The 22,785-nt window shown below is 38.4% G+C and carries 17 protein-coding genes and 1 tRNA gene; 16 read left to right on the top strand and 2 right to left on the bottom strand.

The window, feature by feature from the left end; translation table 11 throughout:
- The first annotated feature begins 1 nt into the window (after position 1).
- The 7 genes from RHP64_RS02475 (at position 2) to RHP64_RS02505 (ending at position 11,688) form a co-directional block, all read left to right on the top strand.
- The gene (locus tag RHP64_RS02475) at positions 2–946 is read left to right on the top strand and encodes a phosphoglycerate dehydrogenase (RefSeq protein ID WP_025267828.1); all 945 of its coding nucleotides are present in this window, start codon (positions 2–4) and stop codon (positions 944–946) included.
- A gap of 81 nt (positions 947–1,027) precedes the next feature.
- Positions 1,028–3,562 (top strand): M1 family metallopeptidase, encoded by a 2,535-nt coding sequence (locus RHP64_RS02480; RefSeq protein ID WP_025267829.1) that lies wholly within the window; start codon positions 1,028–1,030, stop codon positions 3,560–3,562.
- Positions 3,563–3,704: 142 nt separating this feature from the next.
- A complete protein-coding gene (locus RHP64_RS02485; protein WP_105295944.1) occupies positions 3,705–5,477 on the top strand; it encodes an oleate hydratase in 1,773 nt (590 codons plus the stop codon).
- Between the two features lie 72 nt (positions 5,478–5,549).
- The gene (locus tag RHP64_RS02490; protein ID WP_061514783.1) at positions 5,550–7,883 is read left to right on the top strand and encodes a Xaa-Pro dipeptidyl-peptidase; all 2,334 of its coding nucleotides are present in this window, start codon (positions 5,550–5,552) and stop codon (positions 7,881–7,883) included.
- A 139-nt stretch (positions 7,884–8,022) separates the two neighbouring features.
- Positions 8,023–8,508 (top strand): PTS sugar transporter subunit IIA, encoded by a 486-nt coding sequence (locus tag RHP64_RS02495; RefSeq protein ID WP_025267832.1) that lies wholly within the window; start codon positions 8,023–8,025, stop codon positions 8,506–8,508.
- 2 nt (positions 8,509–8,510) lie between these two features.
- Complete coding sequence (locus RHP64_RS02500; RefSeq protein WP_025267833.1) at positions 8,511–10,025, top strand: PTS transporter subunit EIIC; 1,515 nt, start codon at positions 8,511–8,513, stop codon at positions 10,023–10,025.
- Positions 10,026–10,038: 13 nt separating this feature from the next.
- Positions 10,039–11,688, top strand: a complete 1,650-nt coding sequence (locus RHP64_RS02505) for an alpha,alpha-phosphotrehalase (RefSeq protein ID WP_061514784.1) — start codon at positions 10,039–10,041, stop codon at positions 11,686–11,688.
- A 43-nt stretch (positions 11,689–11,731) separates the two neighbouring features.
- On the opposite strand, the gene treR is transcribed toward RHP64_RS02505, so the two are convergent.
- A complete protein-coding gene (treR, locus tag RHP64_RS02510; RefSeq protein ID WP_025267835.1) occupies positions 11,732–12,454 on the bottom strand; it encodes a trehalose operon repressor in 723 nt (240 codons plus the stop codon).
- A gap of 9 nt (positions 12,455–12,463) precedes the next feature.
- On the bottom strand, positions 12,464–13,810 hold the full coding sequence (locus RHP64_RS02515) for an HD domain-containing protein (RefSeq protein WP_014324376.1): 1,347 nt from the start codon (positions 13,808–13,810) through the stop codon (positions 12,464–12,466).
- Between the two features lie 61 nt (positions 13,811–13,871).
- Here RHP64_RS02515 and RHP64_RS02520 point away from each other — a divergent pair, with 61 nt between their 5' ends.
- The 9 genes from RHP64_RS02520 (at position 13,872) to uvrC (ending at position 22,757) form a co-directional block, all read left to right on the top strand.
- On the top strand, positions 13,872–14,318 hold the full coding sequence (locus tag RHP64_RS02520; RefSeq protein ID WP_025267836.1) for a YwiB family protein: 447 nt from the start codon (positions 13,872–13,874) through the stop codon (positions 14,316–14,318).
- Between the two features lie 27 nt (positions 14,319–14,345).
- A complete protein-coding gene (gene rpoE, locus RHP64_RS02525) occupies positions 14,346–14,933 on the top strand; it encodes a DNA-directed RNA polymerase subunit delta (RefSeq protein ID WP_014324377.1) in 588 nt (195 codons plus the stop codon).
- Between the two features lie 206 nt (positions 14,934–15,139).
- A tRNA-Lys gene (locus RHP64_RS02530) sits at positions 15,140–15,213 on the top strand.
- Positions 15,214–15,687: 474 nt separating this feature from the next.
- The gene (locus tag RHP64_RS02535; protein WP_004164568.1) at positions 15,688–17,097 is read left to right on the top strand and encodes an amino acid permease; all 1,410 of its coding nucleotides are present in this window, start codon (positions 15,688–15,690) and stop codon (positions 17,095–17,097) included.
- 81 nt (positions 17,098–17,178) lie between these two features.
- Positions 17,179–17,721, top strand: coding sequence for a biotin transporter BioY (locus RHP64_RS02540; protein WP_025267838.1), 543 nt, complete (start codon positions 17,179–17,181; stop codon positions 17,719–17,721).
- A complete protein-coding gene (locus RHP64_RS02545; protein WP_014324379.1) occupies positions 17,718–18,023 on the top strand; it encodes a CHY zinc finger protein in 306 nt (101 codons plus the stop codon). Before RHP64_RS02540 ends, RHP64_RS02545 begins: the two co-directional genes overlap by 4 nt.
- Positions 18,024–18,032: 9 nt before the next feature.
- Positions 18,033–19,010 (top strand): biotin--[acetyl-CoA-carboxylase] ligase, encoded by a 978-nt coding sequence (locus RHP64_RS02550; protein ID WP_014324380.1) that lies wholly within the window; start codon positions 18,033–18,035, stop codon positions 19,008–19,010.
- A gap of 216 nt (positions 19,011–19,226) precedes the next feature.
- A complete protein-coding gene (locus RHP64_RS02555) occupies positions 19,227–20,840 on the top strand; it encodes a CTP synthase (protein ID WP_014324381.1) in 1,614 nt (537 codons plus the stop codon).
- Positions 20,841–20,957: 117 nt separating this feature from the next.
- A complete protein-coding gene (gene uvrC, locus RHP64_RS02560; RefSeq protein WP_011679352.1) occupies positions 20,958–22,757 on the top strand; it encodes an excinuclease ABC subunit UvrC in 1,800 nt (599 codons plus the stop codon).
- Positions 22,758–22,785: the final 28 nt, after the last annotated feature.

Here is a 22,785-nt window from a genome sequence, read left to right on the forward strand (position 1 = left end):
TATGACAAAACAAGTATTCTTACCAGATGATATTCCAGCAGTTGGGAAAAAGATTCTTGAAGAAGCAGGATTAGAAGTAGTTGTTGGTTCTGGTCGTGATCATGAAAAGATGAAGGCTGAAGGGGTAGAGGCAAGTGCTGTATTGATTGGTACACAAAAGTTTGATGCAGATATAATGGACGCTATGCCAAATTTAAAGGTTATTGCACGTAACGGCGTTGGTTATGATGCTGTTGACGTGGATGCTGCAACCCAGCGCGGTATCTATGTTGTGAACACACCTAAAGCTTTATCAGGATCAGTTGCTGAAACGGCTGTCTCTGAGTTATTAGCTATCAGCAAGAACTTATATCAAGATTCAAAATCAATTCATGATGATAATTGGAATTATCGAAAGGCACACCCAGGCCGTGATATTGAAGGGAAAACTGTTGGTATCTTAGGATTTGGTCGTATTGGTCAGCAAGTTGCTAAAAAATTAAGTGGGTTTGATGTTAAGGTCATTGCCTTTGATCCCTTTGCCAAGGATGTGCCTGGTGTTGAATTGGTTGATCGTGAAACGATTTTTAAAACTGCCGACTATGTGATGGTCCATTTGCCGGCATTACCTGAGACTCAGCATTCAATTGGCGCAGATGAGTTTAAGTTAATGAAAAATGACGCATTTCTAATTAATATGGCTCGTGGTTCTATTCTGGTTGAATCTGACTTGGTCTTGGCTCTGAAATCGGGTGAGATAGCTGGTGCGGCTTTAGATGTTTTTGAAGAAGAGCCATTGCCTGTTACAAACCCATTAGTTGCATTGGAAAATGTTTTGCTCACACCACATATTGCTTCTAATACTGTTGAAACTAAGGCGCGTATGGCGGTTGATGCAACCAATGACATTGTTCGGGTATTATCTGGCAAGAATCCAGAATCAGCTGTGAATAAAATTGATAAATAACTAGAAAAACGACTGATTAAAAGTCGTTTTTTAATTTCAAGGTGTATAATGTAGCTATTCTAATAGATTACAGGAGAAAACATGACTCAATTCACACGGCTTTATAATAATTTTCAACCTGAACACTATGATATCTATTTAGATATTAATCGTGAGACGAAACAGTTTAATGGTAAAACAAAGATTAGTGGTAATGCGCTAGTCAACAATATTGCCTTACATCAAAAAAATTTGCAAATTCAGTCTGTTCACATTAATGAAAAAGAGATTCCTTTTGTCATTGATGATAACGCTGATTTGATTAAAATTTCGACAGAAACTATTGGTCAGATAGATATCACTGTGACTTATAAGGCGACGCTAACCGACACAATGATGGGGATTTATCCTTCGTATTACGAGCTAGATGGTGTTAAAAAACAAATTATCGGTACACAATTTGAAACAAGTTTTGCTCGTCAAGCTTTTCCAAGTGTGGACGAACCGGAAGCTAAAGCGACATTTGATTTATCAATCAAGTTTGATGAACAAGCAAATGAAACAATTTTAGCCAATATGCCAGAGATACGCACAGAAAATGGCGTACATTATTTTGATACAACAGTGAGGATGTCAACTTATTTAGTGGCCTTTGCCTTTGGTGAATTACAAAGTAAGCAAACGGTTACTAACACAGGGGTAAAAGTTGGTGTATTTTCTACCAAGGCACATGCTCCCAAAGAATTGGATTTTGCACTAGACATTGCTAAACGATCGATTGAGTTTTTCGAAGATTTTTATCAGACACCTTACCCATTACCACATTCTTGGCAACTAGCCTTGCCTGATTTCTCTGCAGGAGCAATGGAAAACTGGGGATTAGTAACTTATCGTGAAGCTTATGTATTGCTTGATCCTGAAAATTCAGCGTTGAATACCAAACAAATTGTTGCCACAGTTATTGCTCACGAATTAGCGCATCAATGGTTTGGCGACTTAGTCACGATGAAATGGTGGGATGATTTGTGGCTCAATGAAAGCTTTGCTAATATGATGGAGTATGTGGCAATTGATGCCATTGAGCCTGATTGGCACATTTGGGAAAGCTTCCAAACAAGTGATATTGTTTCAGCATTGAAGAGAGATAGCACAGATGGCGTACAATCAGTCCACACTCAAGTAGAACACCCAGCTGATATTGATGCTTTATTTGATCCAGCAATTGTTTATGCCAAAGGGGCAAGACTGTTGGTGATGGTTCGTTCTTTGATTGGGGATAAGGCCTTACGTGAAGGACTAAAAAGATACTTTGCTCGTCATCGCTATGCAAACGCAGCAGGAGCTGATTTGTGGGAGGCTTTGGGTGAAGCTTCAGGTCAAAATATTAAAGCAGTGATGGATTCTTGGTTGGAACAACCAGGATATCCAGTGGTTTCAGCAAAAGTTATTGATGGCCAGTTAACCCTATCTCAAGAACAGTTTTTCATTGGTGAATACGAAGAAAGTGACCGTCAGTGGCAAATCCCCTTAAACAGTAACTATGATGTGGCACCTCAAATACTAGCCAGTAAGCGTGTAGTGGTTGGTGATTATGCTCAATTACGTGAATCAGTTGGTACACCTTTTAGGCTGAATGACGGTAATGATTCGCATTTTGTTGTTAAATATGATGCCCAATTACTAAAAGATATTTTAGAACATCTTGATGAATTGGATAATATTTCGCAAAGACAAATTCTTCAGGATCTACATTTACTAGCTGATGGTAGGCAAATTACCTATGCTGATATCGTGCCACTGCTGGTCAATTTTGCGCACAAAGATGCCATGTTGGTTAATGCAGTACTATATAGTATTCTTTCAGACTTGAAGAAATTTGTTACACCAAATTCAGCTGAAGAAAAAGCTTTGAAGGAATTCTATGATGTACTAAGTATAAAACAAGTAAAACGCTTGGGCTGGGCCGGTCAAAGCGGTGAATCATACGACAATCAGCTCACACGTCCTTATGTTTTGAATGCTTCTTTGTATGCAGAAAATCCTGATACAATTGCAACGGCTCATGAATTATTTGAGAAAAACAGTGATAATCTACAAAACCTATCTGCTGATATTCGTCACTTTGTACTCGCCAATGAATTGAAGCACTTTGGCAATACGTCATTGTTTGAACAACTGTTAACTACTTACCGAAAATCCTCTGATGCTAATTATAAAGCTGACTTACGTTCGGCCTTAACTAGTACCCCAAAGCCAGATTTAATTGTAAAATTGATTGATCAGCTAAAGGACGCTGACACGATTAAACCGCAAGACCTCCGTGGTTGGGTCTATGGCTTGCTAGTTAATGATAAAAGTCAGCAGTTAGTCTGGGATTGGGTTCGTGAGCAGTGGCAGTGGCTAGAAGACACGATCGGTGGTGACATGGAATTTACGATGTATATTACTGTTATTGCGATTGTGTTCCATACACCAGAGCGACTAGCTGAATTTAAGGCGTTCTTTGAACCTAAGTTGAATACGCCTGGATTAACACGGGAAATTACTATGGACATTAAAGTAATCTCAAGCCGTGTTGATTTAATCGCAGCTGAAAAGGATGGTGTGAATAAAGCCATTTCTGAGGCTATAAAATAAACTAGTTAAAAAGCAAACGGTTATATGTTTGCTTTTTTGATATAAATCATTTTGTGGTAATCCTTTTGAATTGCTAATTAATACCGACTTAGAGTAGAATGGGGTTGTATTGAAAGCGTTTTCTATTAGAAAGGGGATCACGATGTATTATAGTAATGGTAATTATGAAGCATTTGCAACACCACGCAAGCCGAAGGACGTAGATCAGAAATCAGCATATATTGTCGGTTCGGGGCTAGCAGGATTGGCTACTGCAGTATTTCTTATTCGTGACGGTCATATGAAGGGAGAGTCAATTCATATATTTGAAGAACTCCCACTGGCTGGTGGTTCATTGGATGGTATTCAAAGACCTAATGTTGGTTTTGTCACACGTGGCGGCCGTGAAATGGAAAATCATTTTGAGTGTTTATGGGATTTATATCGCTCAGTGCCATCATTGGAAATCCCTGGGGCCTCTTACCTTGATGAGTATTATTGGCTGGATAAGGATGATCCTAATTCATCAAATTGTCGGTTGATTTACGATCGTGGAAATCGTGTGCCAAACGACGGTGACTATACGTTAGGTAAATCATCTGAAGAAATTATTAAATTGATTATGACGCCTGAAGCAAAATTAGGCACAACGACGATTGAAGATTATTTTTCAGAAGACTTTTTCAAAAGCAATTTTTGGATATATTGGGCAACAATGTTTGCTTTTGAAAAGTGGCATTCAGCAATCGAGATGAGACGTTATGCAATGCGCTTCATTCACCATATTGATGGGTTACCGGATTTTTCTGCATTGAAGTTCAATAAATATAATCAATATGATTCGATGGTCTTGCCTTTGATCAAGTATCTCGAAGATCATGGTGTTGACGTACAGTTTGATTCTACGGTTGATAATGTCATGGTGAATTTTGATCACGGCAATAAAGTTGTCAAGGAGTTACAGCTCACTGTTGCAGGGAAGCCAGAAACTAAACAGCTTACAGCAAATGATTTAGTTTTCATAACGAACGGTTCCATTACTGAAAGTACGACCTATGGGAGCCATTTTGAACCAGCGCCAGTGACAAACGAACCCGGTGGGTCGTGGCGTTTGTGGGAAAAATTAGCTGAACAATCAGACGAATTTGGTCATCCAAGTGTGTTTTATCAAAACTTACCAGCAAAAAGTTGGTTTGTTTCAGCAACAGCAACAATTAAAAATACTGAAATTGATCCCTATATTGAACGGCTTACCAAGAGGGATCTGCATGACGGTAAAATCAATACAGGTGGCATTGTAACCATTACCGATTCAAACTGGTTGATGAGTTTTGCTGTCCATCGTCAACCACATTTTAAGCAACAAAAGCCCAATGAAACAACAGTTTGGATCTACGGACTATATTCTGATGTTCCTGGTAACTATGTTAAGAAGACCATCGTAGAGTCTTCTGGTCAAGAAATTACACAAGAATTTTTGTACCACCTAGGTGTCCCTAAAAGTAAAATTAATCAACTAGCACAGCAAGAATCAATTAACACTGTTCCAGTGTACATGCCGTTTATTACAAGTTATTTTATGCCACGTGTCATGGGTGATCGTCCAAAAGTAATTCCGGATGGCTCTGTCAATTTGGCATTTATTGGAAACTTTGCTGAGTCACCTTCGCGAGATACAGTCTTTACTACGGAATATTCAGTACGGACTGCTATGGAGGCTGTATATAGCTTGCTAGATGTTGAGCGTGGTGTACCAGAAGTCTTTAATTCAATCTACGATATTAGAGAATTATTGCGAGCTATGTACTATATGAATGATAAAAAGCCACTGAGCGAAATGGATTTGCCAATTCCTAAACTAATACAAAAAGTTGGACTTAAGAAAATTAAAGGTACTTGGTTAGAAGAATTATTGGCAGAAGCACACTTATTATAAACTTTGTCAGGCACTCGTCCGCAGATGAGTGCTTTTGTCGTATAATGAGATAAAAACAATAAAAGGTGTATTATGATTAATCAATATGGTCGAATTGCTGTTGATTCAGCAACCGAATTAGAAGAGCTAAGAGCTGTTGGTTTTAATAGTGAAGACTTTGAAACACTATTGCGACGTGCTTTGACAAATTATAAAACTTATGAAGCCCAAAATGACTGGTTACGGGAACATCTCGCCACCGATGAGCAAAATATTTTTCTTTTCTTAGAAACAAAGCAACCACTCACACAAGCCGTCTTTTATTGTATTGCTGCCCAACTGCTAGGATTTACGGAGGTCTTGGCGGGTAACGGATATAATGGGGTGGCTACATTTCGGCAATTAGGTTTACCAATAGCGACGGTAAATAATTTACGTCACGCATGGTATGAGTTGCTAAACAGCCACACAAATAATGGTTTGTTATTTATTGATGAGCTGGCAAGCCAAGGATATTTTGAATCTAATAATCATCGCCTACTCTTTAATGGTAAGTCTTTGCCAACCTATAATACAAACGATTTAATCCGTGAGTCGGTTTGGGTGGAAACTTCTGTTGATACTGATAATGACGGGCGATTTGATTTAGTCCAAGTAGATATTATAAGACCAAATACAAATGAAAAATTACCGGTTTTATTTACAGCATCACCTTATTATCAAGGTTTAAACGAAAAAGGAAACGACGCCAAGGTTCATGACGTTAACGTACCGTTAACAAGAAAGGACACGCATCAATCAGCCCTGAGTAATTTGAATCAGATGGAAGAGAATGTGGCAAAACCGCTTGCACGTCAAATTAATGGTTACGCTGAAGAAGCTTCTGTGATTTTTACTCAAGAAGCAGGGAAAACCGTTGATTTGAATCAGTATTTTTTGTCTCGTGGCTATGCAGTTGTTTACGCTGCAGGTATTGGCACACGTCATTCTGATGGTATGCAGGATACTGGATCTCCCGAGCAAGTTGAATCAATGAAAAATGTTGTTGAATGGTTAGCTGGTAATAGAGTGGCCTTTACTGATCGCACAAGTAATATTGCCATTGTAGCTAATTGGTCAAATCACAATATTGCTATGACGGGACGCTCTTATTTGGGAACTTTGGCTACGGCAGTTGCCACCACAGGAGTTTCTGGTTTAAAAACAGTTATTTCTGAGGCTGCTATCTCTAATTGGTATCAATATTACAGAGACAATGGTCTGGTTGTCGCACCCGGTGGCTTTCCAGGTGAAGATATGGATGTATTAGCCGAATTAGTATATTCACGGATAAAAGATCCAGCTGACTGGTTAAAAACTAAAAACCAGTGGGATGATTTTCAAGCGAATACTGAAAAGTTCACTGACCGTGTAAATGGCAATTATGACTACTACTGGGATACACGTAATTATTTAAATCAAGTCAAGAATATTAAAGTGGATATGATAATGGTTCATGGTCTAAACGATTGGAATGTTAAACCACGGCAAGTTTATCAATTATGGTCAGCACTCCGCGATTTACCAAACGTTAAAAAAATATATTTACACCAAGGCCAACATATCTATATCAACAACAATCGCTCTTTAGATTTCTCAGATCAGATGAATCTTTGGCTGACTGAGAAATTATTGGATAAAGATGTCAAAGCTAACGAAGTATTACCTACCGTTACATGGCAAGACAATACTACAGAAGATGCCTGGCATGTCCTAGATGAGTGGGGAGCAAGCAAAAAAAGTAAGTACTATATTGGTAGTAATGTGCTTACCACCCATCAAAACAGCGGTGAACTTAATTTTAAGGATTGGTTACCTGAAAATCAGTTCACTTATTACTGCGAGCATTTTGATAAATGGCGTGACGACACGATTACTGGAAAATTGCCAACAAATCAGATATTTAAGAGCGAAACGTATACAAGCGAACGTATAGTAGATGGGGAAATTTTATTAAACCTGCGAGTAAAATCATCACATAATATAGGATTGATCAGCGCAATGGTTGTCGACTATGGGGATGACACATATCTGAAAGAAACACCTACTAACCAAGGAGTGGTGATTGACCGTGGTGTGAATTTTAGCCCGACAGATTTGATGTCATTTGAATCCCAAAAGTCTGCTTACAAGATGATCACTATTGGCCATATTAATTTACAGAACCGGACGAGTTCTCGTCAAAATGATGACTTACTGCCTAATCAATATATCGATTTACATTTTGAGTTACAACCAACCTACTACAAAATGAGACCAGGACATCAATTGGGATTAATTATATATGCGACAGATTTTGAAATGACAATTCGTGGAAACCAATCCATCGCGTACACTATAGATTTATCAAAAAGTTCGCTAGATGTACCATTCACTTGTAAAAAATAATTATAAAACATGAAGTTTTATCTTGTAATTAAGATGGGGCTTCATGTTTTTAATTGTAACCGTTTACATAATTATCAGATTGTGTTATCCTTAAGGTAGTAACTAGTACGTACAAGTTGTTTGATTAAAGGAGAAGGCTATGTTTGGATTTGGGAAAAAAATAAGCGAAGATGAGCATGTTTACGCACCAGTAACCGGTGAAGTAATTCCTTTAGACAAGGTTTCGGATCCTGTTTTTGCACAGAAAATGATGGGTGATGGATATGCAGTCGAACCTAATGCTTCAAAAATTGTTTCCCCGGTTTCTGGGAAGGTGACGATGGTTCAAGGTCATGCTATTGGTTTGAAACGCTTTGACGACCTAGAGCTGTTAGTGCATATAGGTATCGATACCGTTTCTTTAAATGGCAAACCATTTACAACGGCAGTGAAAGAAGGCGATATTGTTGATGCAGGTGATGACCTGGTAACAGTCAACTGGGAGCAAGTGGAAGAAGCTGGTCTTCCAAAAACAACGCTAGTGTTGATTACAAATACAGCAGATAAATTAGAATCAATCACAGTTCATTATGGACCAGCAGTTGCAGGACAACAGTTGGGTAGTGCTAAGGCAAGGAGAGACTAATTATGGCTAAGGAAGACTATGAAGGCATGGCTCAAGACATCATTAAAAATGTGGGCGGTAAGGACAATGTTGATAAAGTGATACATTGTATTACACGCTTGCGTTTCTATTTAAATGATGAAACTAAGGCCAATACAGAAGAAATGTCAAAAGTACCAGGAATAGCTGGTGCCGTCTATAACAGCGCGTTGGGACAGTATCAAGTAGTTATCGGACCAGCAGTTGCTGACGTCTACGATAAGGTTGTCGAGCATCTAGGATCAAGTGTAGTGGACAACGAAGCAACGAATGCAGCAGTAGAAGCAACAAAAGCCAAAGATCAAAAGCCAAAAAATGTACTTGACTGGTTTAAAGGTGCTTTCCAAACGCTAATTGGTACAATCACTGGATCAATGATTCCGGTGATTGGATTATTAGCAGCAGGTGGTATGTTAAATGGATTTCTGACTTTATTGTCAGATCCAAATTTGCTTGGTTTAATTAGTACCAAGTCAGATACGTTTACGATTATTCAGTCGATGGCGATGGCACCATTTTACTTTTTACCAGTGTTAGTCGGATTTACAGCAGCGCAGCAGTTGAAATCAGATCCTTTGGTTGTGGCGGCGATTGGTGCGCTGTTAGTTAAACCAGAAATGATTGGGTTATCAGCAGCAAAGGCTTCAGGTGTGTTGTTAGGTATGCCAATCAACGCACATTTCTTTGGTTTACCAATTACAATTCCTAACTATGCTTATTCAATTTTCCCAATTATTTTTGCAGCTTGGTTGGCACGTCCCATTGGGAATTGGCTAAAGGACCATTTGCCAGCTTCAATTCGATCAATCTTCCAACCTTTAATCACTATATTTATTGTTGGTTCTGTTGTATTAGTAATCATGGGACCCGCAATTACAATGATTTCATCCGGTATATCTGTTGCTATTAATGCGTTGCTTAACTTTAACTACGCATTATCTGGTTTGGTTATCGGAGGTTTGTATCAAGTATTAGTTATTTTCGGATTGCATTGGATGGTTGTGCCGCTAATTGCTAACGAAATTGCGCAAACAGGGCAGTCACAATTGAATGCGCTGGTTAACTTCACAATGATTGCACAAGGTGCTGGTGCATTAGCAGTCTTTGCAAAAACTAAGATTGCTAACTTGAAAGGTTTGGCCGGTGCTGGTGCGTTGTCAGCCTTTGCTGGAATTACTGAGCCTGCGATGTATGGTATTAATTTGAAATATGGTCGAGTGTTCTGGATGGCTAACTTAGGTGGTGCCACAGGTGGTTTGATTGCCGGACTATTCAATCTTCATATGTATGGTTTCACCGGCTCATTAATTGGTTTCCCATCATTTGCTTCTCCACAAGATAATCCTAATAACTTATTGATTTTCGTTATCGCCTCAGCAGCAACAATTGCCGTTTCGTTTGTAGCAGTTTATCTATGGGGATTTAAAGACAGCGACACGGAACAAGCAGCCGCACAAGTTGAAAAGAAGAATGTCTTCAAAGATGCCATTTCAAAGTGAGGGATAGAAGATTATGACTGAATTAGGAAAACATGTTGTTTACCAGGTTTATCCCAAATCGTTTCAAGACAGTAATGGGGATGGTGTAGGTGATTTGCCTGGTATCATTCAAAGGCTGCCCTACTTGGCAAAGCTGGGAGTTACCATGATATGGTTGAACCCAGTGTTTCCATCCCCACAAAATGATAATGGCTATGACATAAGTAATTATACGGCGATTGATCCATTATTTGGTACGATGACTGATTTTGAGAACTTGGTCAAAGAAGCTAAAACATACCATATGGGAATTATGTTGGATATGGTATTCAATCACACCTCAACTGATCATACTTGGTTCCAAAAAGCGCTTGCAGGTGATCAAAAGTATCAAGATTATTATTACTTGCGACCTTACCGTGATAATGGACATGAGCCAACTAATTGGGTATCGAAGTTTGGTGGTTCGGCGTGGGCTAAATTTGGTGATACTAATTTAGCCTACCTTCACTTATATGATCCAACACAAGCTGATTTAAATTGGCATAATCCAGCAGTTCGTCAAGAGCTCTATGATGTTTTAAATTTTTGGTTAGCAAAGGGGGTTCGTGGTTTCCGATTTGATGTGATTAATGTAATCGGTAAATCTGAAGTACTAGTTGATGATGAAACTGATAACGGCGGAAAGTTTTTATATACTGATACACCAATCGTCCAAGACTATATACAGGAGATGAACGCAGCTACTTTTGGGAAATATCCTGATGTAATTACTGTAGGTGAATTAAGTTCAACTACTGTGCAAAATACAGCTGCATATACAAATCCTGATAACAAGGCGTTAAGCATGGGGTTCAACTTTCATCATCTAAAAGTTGATTATGATCATGGTAACAAGTGGACAAAAGTGCCTTATGATTTTGAATCATTGCGTCATATTTGGCATGAGTGGAGTCAAGGATTAATGGAGAATCACGGTTGGCCAGCTTGGTTCTGGAACAATCACGATCAACCACGGGCAATAAACCGTTTCATTAAAACACCAAAATATTATCGTGTCGGTGCCAAAATGTTGGCTATGCTTGTTCATTTAAACCGAGGCACACCATATGTGTATATGGGCGAAGAAATTGGCATGATTGATCCAACGTATCATAAAATTGAAACATATGTTGATGTTGAAAGTAAAAATGCTTATCAAATGCTATTGGAGCAGGGGTTGTCGAAACAACAAGCTTTTGAAATTGTTCAAACAAAATCACGCGATAACTCACGTGTTCCAATGCAATGGCGCAATGAGGATTATGCTGGTTTTTCAACGCATGAGCCATGGCTACAAAATGCGAATTACGAACAAATTAATGTTGCTCAAGATGAAAAATCAGCTGACAGTTTGTATGCATTTTACCAAAATTTGATTCGTTTACGTCAAGAAAATGAAGTGATTGCTGATGGTGACTATACACCAAAGTATGAGGAATCTGAAGAAATCATTGCCTTTGAACGACAATTAGCAGGAAAACATATTTTGGTTGTTACACATTTTGGTGAAACGCCAGTGTCAATATCTATTTCTGATGAGATTGTTAAAAATGGTCAAGTGTTGGTTACTAACTATCCAGCGCAACCTGTTTCGGGGACAATGCTTTTGAAACCCTATGAAAGTTTTGCAATTGCTTACTAAATAAAAAACAACTGCTCAAGTACTTAGTATTTGAGCAGTTGTTTTAAGTTGTTTGTCGTCGTGCAAATTCATTAAACTGAAATTGATCAGGTCTATGTCTTGCAATAGTGCGTTGAAAATATGTTGTGTCAGTTAAGTGACCTTGGCTTTCAACTTGGATTAATCGATTTTCGTTCTCAGGCAAACCGACCAATAATTTGCGATCCATTGCTGTAACTAGTTCGGCAGTAATTGTTTTTTCAGCATAGGCAACCGACAAGTGTAGGGTATTCTCAATATAAGCATAAATAGAATGCTTAGCTATGTCTTTAGTGAGGCCAGGAACAATGTCTGCACGGATATAATCTTCGTCAATAACACTATAGATACCGTCGATAATGCGAACACGAACAATATGATATAAAGGGGTGCCAACAGGAAATAAAGTTGTTTTCTGAGTCTTTTTTGTGACGGTAAGATGTTCGAATACAGGAACCTCAGTAACAACATGGAAGTGTTGCAGCTCTTCCAATTCATGAAAACTGGTGAGCCCACTGATTGGAAAGTGACGTAACTGATGAGAAATGACTTGTGACCCTTTACCACGCTGTTTTTGAATAAGTCCTTCTTCGTCTAATTTTGCGAGCGCTTTACGGATTGTATCGCGAGATGTTTGAAATTGAGTCACCAACTCATTTTCGCTGGGTAGAAAAGAACCAGCGGGGTAAGTATGGTCACGAATGTCATCTTTAATCTGCTGATATATTTTAAAGTATAATGGAATCATGTTGAACCTTTAGGATTCTGGATTTGGTGTAGTTAATGCATTGTTACGAATAAAACTACGGAATTTTTTGAACGTATCTGCGAATAACTCGTCTGGTTCAATATTGAGCATTTCCTTTGGAAAAAAGAAGCGCTGATCTATGGAGGCCTTACCTTTAATAGCTGCAACTAATGTGGACATATCTGATAATTCACGATGTGAACCATCGGCTAACAAAAAGTCAATTTGTGTCCTTGGCTTGGCGACATTTGGTTTGTAATCATCATAAGGCAAATCATAGGCATTATTACGCGCCGTGTAAAATCTAGGATTAAATCCAGCATTATCCACAAGTTGCTCGAGTTCTTCAAGCAGTGGGGCCGTTTCGTCGGTGATTTCCATTGATTTTAGTGGGCGACGTCCCATGAAACGTTGTGATAAATCAGACAAAATGGGATCAGAATGTGATTGCCAAATATTAATATAGGTCATAAAAACATTATCATCGAGCTTTAAATATTCAGATAAAGTTAGTTTTTTGTCGCTAAATAAAGGCGCTAATAGCGGACCAACAAAATCATTTTCCGCAAACTCGCTAGTCGTATTAGAGCGATACAGTTCTTGTGCGCGTTGTAGTAAATGTTCTAGCAAGACTTCCATGCCACGAGATACTGGGTGGAAGTAAACTTGTAAATACATTTGATAACGTGAAACAATATAATCCTCAACGGCATGCATACCAGCAATGTCAAAGGCAATGCCATCAGGGGTTGGTTGCATAGTACGTAATATTCGATCAATATCGAATTCACCATATTTTGTACCAGTAAAATAGGCATCACGTAGCAAATAATCCATTCGGTCAACATCAATTTGACTAGAAATTAGTTGAACGACTTGTGGATTTTCATAAGTTTTCGCGATAACACTGGCAACTTTGTTTGGAAAGTCTGGTGAAACTTGAGCCAAGACGCGGTGGATTTCTGTATCACCCGTAATAATCTCACGAGTCATCGCCTCGTGATCTGTATGAAATAAGTGTTCAAAGGTATGCGAGAAGGCGCCATGACCAATGTCATGAAGCAGTGCGGCTACTAGCGTTAGTAGGCGTTCTTTCGGGTCCCAAACATCACTGTAATACTGTTCAAAGCGTTCCGTGATACGACGAGCAAGTTCATAGACGCCGACTGAATGGCCAAAGCGAGAATGTTCTGCTCCATGAAAAACAGAACTTGTTATACCTAATTGTTTTACACGGCGCAACCTTTGAAATTCAGGTGTATTAATGAGATCTAAAATAATAGGATCTTCAACATGTATGAAGTTATGGATTGGATCACGCAGTACTTTTTCTTTAGGTAATTTTTCTTTTAACATAGTAAGCCCTTTTGCCGTTTCTTATATTATAATAGATTTTAGATTAAAATAGGGGTAAATTATGGCAATTAAAGACCAAATAGATGTTGAAATTCATCTAAAAACGAAAATTCGTCAAGAAAATGATCTTGAAGAATTCGAATTTCATACAAATGGACAACTTTTTTTGAAAAACGATGCACTTTATTTACGATATACAGAAGTAATTGAGAATCAAAAAACACAAATTATGTTTAAGTTTGAAGAGAACCGTGTACGTATGAATCGATCAGGTGACATTTTAACAAAGTTCTCTTTTGTTAAATCACAGCGTATCCCTGCCTTGTATCAAACACCAACTGGGCAGATGCAGTTGGAAACACTAACCACATTAATGGCGCTAAACATAGATCATGAAGAAACGCATGGTGAAGTTGCGATTGACTATGTTCTTTATGCTATGCAACAAATTGTTGGGCAATATGAAATTCGGTTGCAATTTATGCCCAAATCTAGTATGCTAGATTAGTTAGAAACCCCCGAAAGGACGTAGAACATGTCACTTACAACATTAGGCAATCACCCTAAAGAAGAATTTGCATTGGTTGAAATTGCAACAGCCATTTTGACAGAACATAAAGAAGCGATGCCTTTTAGTTCATTAGTTCAAGAAATCCAGGAATTTTTGGAAGTTGATGCAGAGACGTTTAAATCACGTCTTTCACAATTTTATACAGATTTGAACACTGACGGTTCATTCATTTCACTTGGAAATAATGAATGGGCTTTGCGTGCGTGGTATCCAGTTGATGCAATCGACGAATCTATCCATGAGCTTGACGATGAAGAAGACGCTCCTAAGCGTAAGAAGTCAGCAAAAAAGAAGGTTAACGTATTTGCTGATAATGCTTCAGATGATGATGTTATTGATTATAATGACGATGATCCTGAAGACGAAGACTTTGGTGCGGTTACTGATGATGATACAGAGACTGACGACGAAGAAACTGAAGTTGAAGTTGAAAGCGATGATGAGAGTAATGAAATCGATTTATCAGATGATGAATCAATTGATGCCAATATGACAGAGTTATCTGGTGGCGATGATCTTGATGATCTGAGCGATGGCGACCAAGAAAAATAATCTAGAATGAAAACTACCTGCTGGGTAGTTTTTTTCTATAATACTAACAAAAAAATTTTAATTTTTGTAAGTGACAACGGCTATTTGAATGCCTTTTCAGTTAAATGATAAACGCCAATCAAAAAAAGTAATTTAAATTGAAAAAAAGGGTTGCTTTTTGTTTGGAAAGTCTGTATTATATATAAATGTGCTAAGGCATAAGAAATGCTCCTGTAACTCAGTTGGTTAGAGTAGGGGATTTTTAATCCCAAGGTCCTCGGTTCGAATCCGAGCGGGAGCACTGACGTAAAGTTGGCGACCTTTGGGATAATCCATTTAAAAAGAATTGTTCGTTCAGAACAGTTCTTTTTTTGTATATCAATTAGGATATATAGGGGGGAATGTGTTTTAAATACTGGTTAAAATTGACTTTGCAAAATAAGCCAATATAGTGTATTATAGGTAAAAACGTTGAAGAGGAAGAGTACTAATAGTTGTTGTTTGAGAGACGTCATGGCTGGTGAAAATGACGCAATGCTGTTTGGAAAACTACCTTGGAAGTGACATACGAGTAGCACGAGTGAAAGTATGACCGGAGTCATTGGTCGTTAACCTGATGAAAGAGTTAAGATGAAGCGCAGCTAATAAGGAATTAATTATTTTTGCTTAAGCTTTATCTTGAACTATTCATGAGGTGGTACCGTGCAAAAAGCGCCCTTAGATTTAAGATTCTAAGGACGCTTTTTTTATTCGTTTTAAAGAAAAGGAAACTGTCATGGCAGAGAAACAGAATAGAGAACTAAGCAGAGATTTATCATCTCGACAGATGCAAATGATTGCGCTTGGCGGCACAATTGGTGTTGGCCTGTTTATGGGATCATCAGCCACAATCAAATGGACTGGTGTGTCGGTATTATTAGCCTACGCGATAGCGGGATTGGTTTTGTACCTAGTGATGCGTGCTTTAGGTGAAATGCTTTATGTCGATCCGTCAGTTGGGTCATTTGCTAATTATGCAACAAAATATATTCATCCGGTTGCTGGATATTTGACCGTTTGGGCAAATGTTTTCCAATGGCTCACGGTTGGTGTCAGTGAGACGATTGCTGTCGGAATGTATTTAGATTATTGGTTCCCGCACATTCCTGGTTGGGTCACTGGGGTGGTAGTATTGGCTATGCTAACAGCCGCGAACCTAGTGACTGTTAAAGCATATGGTGAAATGGAAACATGGTTTTCGTTGATTAAAGTGGTTACTATCATATTTATGATTATTTTAGGCTTGTTGGTTATTGTGTTGGGTTTTGGTAATCATTGGCAACCGATTGGTTTTTCAAACCTTTGGACGCATGGACCGTTCTTTGCTGGTGGTGTTAAAGGATTTTTCTTTGCACTGTCAATAGTTATCACATCATACCAGGCGATTGAGATAATTGGTATAACTGCTGGAGAAGCGGATAATCCACAAGTAGCTATTGTAAAATCAATTAAATCAATTGTGGCGCGTATATTGATTTTTTACATTGGTGCCATATTTGTTATCATTACTATTTATCCTTGGAACGAATTAGATCAAGTCGGTTCCCCATTCGTCGAAACATTTTCACGAGTAGGTATCACAGCTGCTGCTGGAATTATCAATTTTGTGATGATGACAGCAGCTATGTCAGCTTTGAACTCAGGAATCTTTTCGTCTAGTCGGATGCTTTACACATTGGCAATTGGCAAAGAGCTCTCACCAAAATTTTTGAAATTATCAAAGCACCGTGTACCCACATTACCAGTACTAGCAATTTCAGGTGGTATCCTACTAGGGATTATTTTAAACGCCGTATTACCTTTATTTTGGCACGGTAGTTCAAGTATTTTCGTATTAGTTTATTCAGCAAGTACATTACCAGGCATGGTACCTTGGTTTGTTATCTTGTGGAGCCAGATAAAGTTTAGAAAAGAAAATGCTAGTCAAATGGTGAATCATCCTTTTAAAATGCCATTCGCACCATATACTAACTATTTTGCGATTTTAATGTTATTGGTAACACTAGTATTTATGGTATTTAATCCAGATACACGAGTGCCGTTGTTTATAGGCCTTGGATTCTTAGTGATCATGTCAATTGTATTTTTTGCAACAAGAAAGAGTCACCGACGAAATAGTGAAGTAAGTTCATCGAAAACGCTTTGAGCGTTTTTTATTTGCTGTAAACTTGACAACAGCATTTTAGTAAACTAAAATAATTAACATGGTTTACTAAAGGAGAATATTATGAAAACAAAAGCCCTTTCGGCTTCGGCTATTTTATTAGCAGTAATTATTGTAATGGGCGCTATTCCAGGGATTCCATTAGGATTCATACCGGCCCCAATTATTTTGCAAAATATGGGTATTATGTTGGCGGGTGTTATTCTTGGAAAAAAATACGGATTCTTCACAGTTCTTGGGTTCTTGATTCTAGCAGCCCTTGGATTACCTATTTTAAGCGGTGGTTCGGGCGGATTTGTTGTGTTCATTGGACCAACAGCAGGGTATTTATTTTCTTATCCAGTTGCTGCATTTTTAATTGGTTGGGCAACAGAATGGTTAGAGAAGAACAACAAGCTTAGTTTTTTAACACTTTTGATAACATTACTCATTTTTGGAATGTTGTTCATTCTTGTATCTGGTGCGATTGGATTAAATATAGTGGCACACATGTCATTAAATAAAGCGTTGATTTATCAAGCAGCCTTCTTGCCGGGAGATACTATCAAAGCTGTCTTGGCAAGTATTATTGGCATTATCTTGCATAAAAGACGTTTGACATTGTGATTAAAGGAATAAATTTAGATCAACAAGGCCGTTGCAAGCATTGGCATACGGATGTCGATGTGGTGGCTAATCGTTGCGCTAAATGTCGAAAATACTATGCTTGTTACTTATGTCATGATGCATTAAATACGCATCCATTCGTGCCAGTTTCTCTAGATACTGAAGAGACGGCCGTCTGCTGTGGCGTTTGTTTGCATCAAATGACACCCGCACAATATCTACATGCTCACTATCAGTGTCCCAAGTGCCATCATTTGTTTAACGCGCAATGTGCATTGCACAAAAATACCTATTTCTGCTAAACTAAAACTATGAAAACAACTGATCAGCTTTTAAAATACTTTCTGAAACACGAAGGTGAATATTTAAGTGGCGAGACGTTAGCTAATCGATTAGGTGTGAGCCGCGCGGCTATTTGGAAAGCAGTTCAGAAACTAAATGAAGACGGCCATCAAATCGATAGTCAACATAGAAAAGGCTATCGCTATGAAGAAACAGGCGTTTTGAGCGTACCAGCTATTAAGGCGCTGATTGCCACTAATTGGGACATTCAGGTATTTGATCAATTAGATTCATCAAATTCATATGCTAAGGAAGCCCTAGCGGCTGGGAAGATAGTTCACCCAACTGTTATCATTGCCGATCAACAAAATGCCGCATACGGCCGCTTTAGACGCTCTTTCGTTGCACCGGAAAAAACAGGGTTGTATTTATCCATTGCGTTACCGGTGATGAATGATAGGGTGTTAGAGCCAGGACTACTGACCACCGCTACAGCAGTAATTGTTCGACATGTTATTGCATCATCTTTAGGATATCAACTCTCCTTTAAATGGGTTAATGACTTAATCTTTAATGATAAGAAAGTTGGCGGTATTTTAACAGAAGGTGTTCTCGACATAGAGTCGCAAAGTTTGACATCTTTGGTTGTCGGTATCGGTTTAAATTTAATTCAACCCACAAATTTACCTGATCAGTTGGATAAAAAAGTTGGTGGCATCGTTTCGGATTTAGTTTTTTCACGAAACATGATGATTGCAAAGTTGGTTGATGAATTTGCTGACATGATTAATCAATATCAGACAGGAAAGTATTTGCCTGAATATAGGGCGCACAATATTGTCTTGGGACACGAAGTTGTAGTTCAATATGCTGGTCAAAAAATTCATGGAAAAGCGGTTGAAATAAGCGATCAAGGTGCATTAATTTTAGTGACATCCGCTGGCGAAAAAATCACAATATCCTCAGGCGAAATTACCAAACTCAATGTTAATGGTAAGGAATATTGACTGAGCACCTTTTCCTCAACCCAAAGTTAAAAATAATTTCAATATTTATTTGACAAATCTACAGCAACTCTGTAATATATATTAGGGCTCCCGTTAATGGGACAGACGTTAAAAGCTCCCAAGTTGATCTTGGGGGCTTTTCTATTTTATTTTTACCCCTAGTTGTCGCAATAAAACGTGTTAAGCCAATGCGCGTTTGAATTATGAGGAGGCATTATGGCAGATAAACAAGTGAAGTATATTTTTGTTACCGGTGGTGTTGTTTCATCTCTTGGTAAAGGAATAGTTGCAGCATCATTAGGTCGATTGCTCAAAAACCGTGGATTGAAATTAGCTATTCAAAAATTAGATCCATACATTAATATTGATCCCGGTACAATGTCACCATATCAACACGGGGAAACATTTGTTACTGGCGATGGTTTAGAAACTGATTTGGATATGGGGCACTATGAGCGTTTCATGGATATTAATACAAACATGTATTCTAACGTGACAACAGGGCGTATTTATTCTGAGGTTTTGGCAAAGGAACGTCGTGGTGATTATAATGGTGGTACTGTACAAGTGATTCCTCATATCACAAATGCCATTAAAGAAAAAATGCAAAAAGCTGCTGAATCAACTGATGCCGATGTCGTGATTGTTGAAGTTGGTGGAACAGTTGGTGATATTGAAAGTTTGCCATTTGTAGAAGCATTACGCCAAATGAAGTCGGATTTGGGTAGTGAAAATGTTTTCTATATTCATACTAGTTTGATTATTTACTTAGCTGCGGCTGGTGAAGCCAAGACAAAGCCAACACAACATTCTGTAGCACAATTACGTTCGTTAGGTATTCAACCTGACATGATTGTCTTGCGTACACAACGTCCTCTAGAAGAGAATTTGAAGCAAAAGATATCAACATTTACCGATGTTAATGAAAATGCAGTTATTGAATCTCGTGATGTAGAAACTCTTTATGAGATTCCGTTAAATCTGCAAGCACAGGGCATGGATGATGTTGTATTAAATAAGTTAAAGCTTGATGCGCCAAAGGCAGAAATGTCTGATTGGTCAAAGATGGTTGAATTAATTAAGCATCCTAAGAAGACAGTTAACGTGACTTTGGTTGGTAAATATACTGATTTGCCTGATGCTTATATCTCTGTTAACGAAGCCTTGAAGCATGCAGGTTATGCCCAAGATGCCGATGTCAAGATTAATCATGTGAAATCAGAAAATGTTACACCAGAGAACGTTGCTGAATTGTTAGCAGGTGCTGATGGTGTGATTGTACCTGGTGGATTTGGTGAACGTGGTACTGAAGGTAAGATTCAAGCCATTCGTTATGCGCGTGAAAACAATATTCCTTTCTTAGGCATTTGCTTGGGTATGCAACTAGCATCAATCGAATTTGCTCGTCATGTTTTAGGTTATAAGGACGCGAATTCGACAGAATTAAATCCTAATACTTCAGCGCCAATTATTGATTTGATGAAAGATCAAGCTAACGTCGAAAACCTAGGTGGTACGCTACGTCTGGGATTATATCCAGCAATGCTATTACCTGGCACATTGACAGCCAAGGCTTATGGGAATCAATCAGAAATCGAACAACGTCATCGTCATCGTTATGAATTCAATACACAATATCGTGAAGAATTTGAAAAGGCGGGTATGTTATTCTCAGCAACATCCCCTGATAACCGTTTGATGGAAGTTATTGAGTATCCTAAGAATGATTTCTTTATCGCAGCGCAATATCATCCAGAATTTTTGTCAAGGCCAGATCGTCCCGAAGGCTTGTATCATGACTTCGTGGCTGCCTCAATTAAAAATAGTTGATTCATAGCATTTTTTAGTTAGATAAAATATCCCTTTAACACTTTTCGTGTAAATGGGGTATTTTTTAATTAAGATTTTGGGAGCTGACAAACTTGACAGACAAGGTATAATGAAAACATGTTAGCAAATACAACACAACATATCGAACAAAAATTAATTTTATTACCCAGTGAGCCTGGTTCATATCAGATGAAAGACCAGAATGGCAAAATTATTTATGTTGGTAAGGCAAAAAATCTAAAAAATCGTGTTCGTTCATACTTTAAGCAAGATCATGACGGAAAGACAGCCGAATTAGTATCCAAAATAGTTGATTTTGATTTCATCGTGACAAATTCTGATAAAGAAGCTTTTTTGTTAGAAAACGAATTGATCAAGAAGTATAAACCATACTACAATATTCGTTTGAAGTATGGTACAGGATATCCTTATATCAAGATTACAAAAGAACGTAATCCAAAAATGGCTTTAGTCAATGAGGTAAAAAAAGACGGTGGTTTTTATTTTGGACCATACCCAAACGTCTATGCTGCCCAAGAAACGCTAAGGTTTCTAGAGAAGAACTATCCATTGCGCCGCTGTAACGGACCACAAGGTAGACCGTGCTTGTACTATAATATGGGTCAATGTCTGGGCGCTTGTTTCCGTGATGTTCCTGTTCAAGAATACAATGATCAGATCAGCCGCATCAAAAAGTTTCTTGATGGTGATACAAAGATTGTCAAGAAACAAATAGCTGAAAAAATGCAAGTTGCAGCATCGTCATTGGAATTCGAACGGGCTGCAGATTTACGTGATCAGTTAAAGTATATCGACGAAACTGTTGAGAGCCAACGTGTGCTATCAAAAGACACTACACCAAGAGACCTATTCAATTATTATATGGATAAGGGCTGGATGACCGTTGAGGTATTCTTTCTACGGCAAGCCCGTTTGATTCGTCAATTTAAGCGAACGTTTTCCATTGTTGGTGAGGCTGATGAAGAAGTTTCCAGTTTTATTCAGCAATTTTATTCGCAAAAAAACATTCAAAAGCCACGCGAAGTTCTGGTACCAAAAGGTATTGATACAAAAGCACTTTCTGCTGTTCTAGAGGTTCCAGTTAGAATTCCTGTGCGTGGTGAAAAACGGGAGTTACTTGATTTAGCTGCTAAAAATGCTCGTATTGTGTTAGAGGAAAAATTCCGACTAATGCAATTGAATGAGCGAAAAACGACTGGGGCAATGAAGGAAATTACTGATGCACTTCAAATACCTATGGGTCATCGAATTGAAGCATTCGATCACTCTCATACACAAGGAGTTGAGATTGTCAGTGCCATGGTTGTTTTTGACGATGGGATCCCTAATAAAACAGAGTACCGTAAATATAAAATTAAATCGACAGATCATGCAAATGAATGGGCAGAAACGCAAGAGGTTATTCGTCGCAGATATTCTCGTCTATTAAGGGAAGACGGCGATTTTCCTGATTTAATTTTAATGGATGGCGGCGAAATTCAATTGCATGCGGCGCAAGAAGTGTTAGAGGATGAGCTTGGGTTAACAAATATACCAATTGCCGCAATGGTTAAAAATGATAAGCATAAGACGGCTGATCTAATCGATGGTGTGACTAATCAGATAGTTACTCTTGACAAACAGTCAGAGGGTTTCTTTTTAATACAACGCGTACAAGAAGAGGTACACCGATTTGCTATTAGTTTTCATCGTCAGTTACGTTCAAAAAACTCACTTGCTTCACGTTTAGACACGATACAAGGTGTTGGTCCGAAAACAAGACAAAAGCTTTTGCGAGAGTTTGGGTCGTTACCCAAAATTACCGCAGCAAGTGTTAGCGACTTAGTTGACATTGGTATTAATGAAAAATTAGCACGTGTGATTCATTTGTCGCTCTCGGCAGGTGATAATAGCTAAGATGGCTTATATATGTTAAACTAGAGTG

Source organism: Leuconostoc sp. XM4 (assembly GCF_055698815.1).